Raw genomic sequence first — 1267 nt, 5'->3', positions numbered from 1 at the left:
GCGACCGCGCCGACGGACAGCATGCCGAATTCCGGCATCGCGGTGAGGACCAGCGGAATGCCGAGCCCCACCGCGCCGATCAACCACCAGATCCAGGGCCTCATCGTGACGATGTTCTTTTCTATGTGAACGGACGCGATGTGCAGACGTATGGTTCTCAAGGACAGCAGCGAACGACGGCGTTGTCCCTTAAGCTGGCGGAGATTGACCTGATCCATGAAGAAATCGGAGAATATCCCATTTTACTATTGGATGATGTACTGAGTGAACTGGATGATTATCGCCAGTCACACTTGCTTCATACGATCCAAGGCCGTGTACAAACGTTTGTCACAACGACAAGCGTTGATGGCATTGATCACGAAACCTTACGTCAAGCAGGAATGTTCCGTGTACAAAATGGTGCGTTAGTGAAGTGAAGAAATGAGGTGAGCAATTGTATATTCATTTAGGTGATGACTTTGTGGTTTCAACACGAGATATTGTCGGCATTTTTGACTTTAATGCCAACATGTCGCCTATTGTTGAAGAATTTCTGAAAAAACAGAAACACAAGGTGGTGCCTTCCGTAAACGGCACGCCCAAATCTATCGTAGTCACGGTTCAGAATATATATTACTCTCCCTTATCTTCCAGCACATTAAAAAAACGTGCGCAATTTATGTTTGAAATAGATTCTTAGAAATTTTTTATCACGAATATATCGTTTAGAAAAGTGTAGGTGAATGACGTGGCTATGGAACAGCAGCAAAACAGTTATGATGAAAATCAGATACAGGTACTAGAAGGATTGGAAGCTGTTCGTAAAAGACCGGGGATGTATATCGGTTCGACAAACAGCAAAGGCCTTCACCACCTGGTATGGGAAATTGTCGACAATAGTATTGACGAAGCCCTCGCCGGTTATTGCACGGATATCAATATCCAAATCGAAAAAGACAACAGTATCACGGTTGTAGATAATGGCCGCGGTATTCCAGTCGGTATTCATGAAAAAATGGGCCGTCCTGCGGTAGAAGTCATTATGACGGTGCTTCATGCCGGAGGAAAATTTGACGGAAGCGGCTATAAAGTATCCGGAGGATTACACGGTGTAGGTGCGTCGGTCGTAAACGCACTATCAACAGAGCTTGATGTGACGGTTCACCGTGACGGTAAAATTCACCGCCAAACCTATAAACGCGGAGTTCCGGTTACAGACCTTGAAATCATTGGCGAAACGGATCATACAGGAACGACGACACATTTTGTTCCTGACCCTGAAATT

At 45.5% G+C, this 1267-nt stretch carries 1 protein-coding gene and 3 pseudogenes; 3 read left to right on the top strand and 1 reads right to left on the bottom strand.

Translation table 11 applies throughout. The features are described from left to right. Nucleotides 1-104, bottom strand: a pseudogene (locus tag ACWFR1_RS40420) (NfeD family protein); the annotation flags it as partial. On the opposite strand from ACWFR1_RS40420, the pseudogene recF reads away from it, so the two are divergent. The 3 genes and pseudogenes from recF to gyrB all read left to right on the top strand — a co-directional run. After that, nucleotides 96-419 (top strand): annotated as a pseudogene (gene recF, locus ACWFR1_RS40415) (DNA replication/repair protein RecF); the annotation flags it as partial. The pseudogenes ACWFR1_RS40420 and recF overlap by 9 nt on opposite strands. Before the next feature lie 17 nt (nt 420-436). Next, the gene (gene remB / locus ACWFR1_RS40410) at nt 437-682 is read left to right on the top strand and encodes an extracellular matrix regulator RemB (protein ID WP_453561137.1); all 246 of its coding nucleotides are present in this window, start codon (nt 437-439) and stop codon (nt 680-682) included. A gap of 54 nt (nt 683-736) precedes the next feature. Beyond that, a pseudogene (gene gyrB, locus ACWFR1_RS40405) lies at nt 737-1267 on the top strand (DNA gyrase subunit B); the annotation flags it as partial.

The organism is Streptomyces sp. NPDC055103 (genome assembly GCF_053607625.1).
The sequence above is the reverse complement of the archived record's forward strand: the minus strand, read 5'-3'. Positions and strand labels throughout refer to the sequence as shown.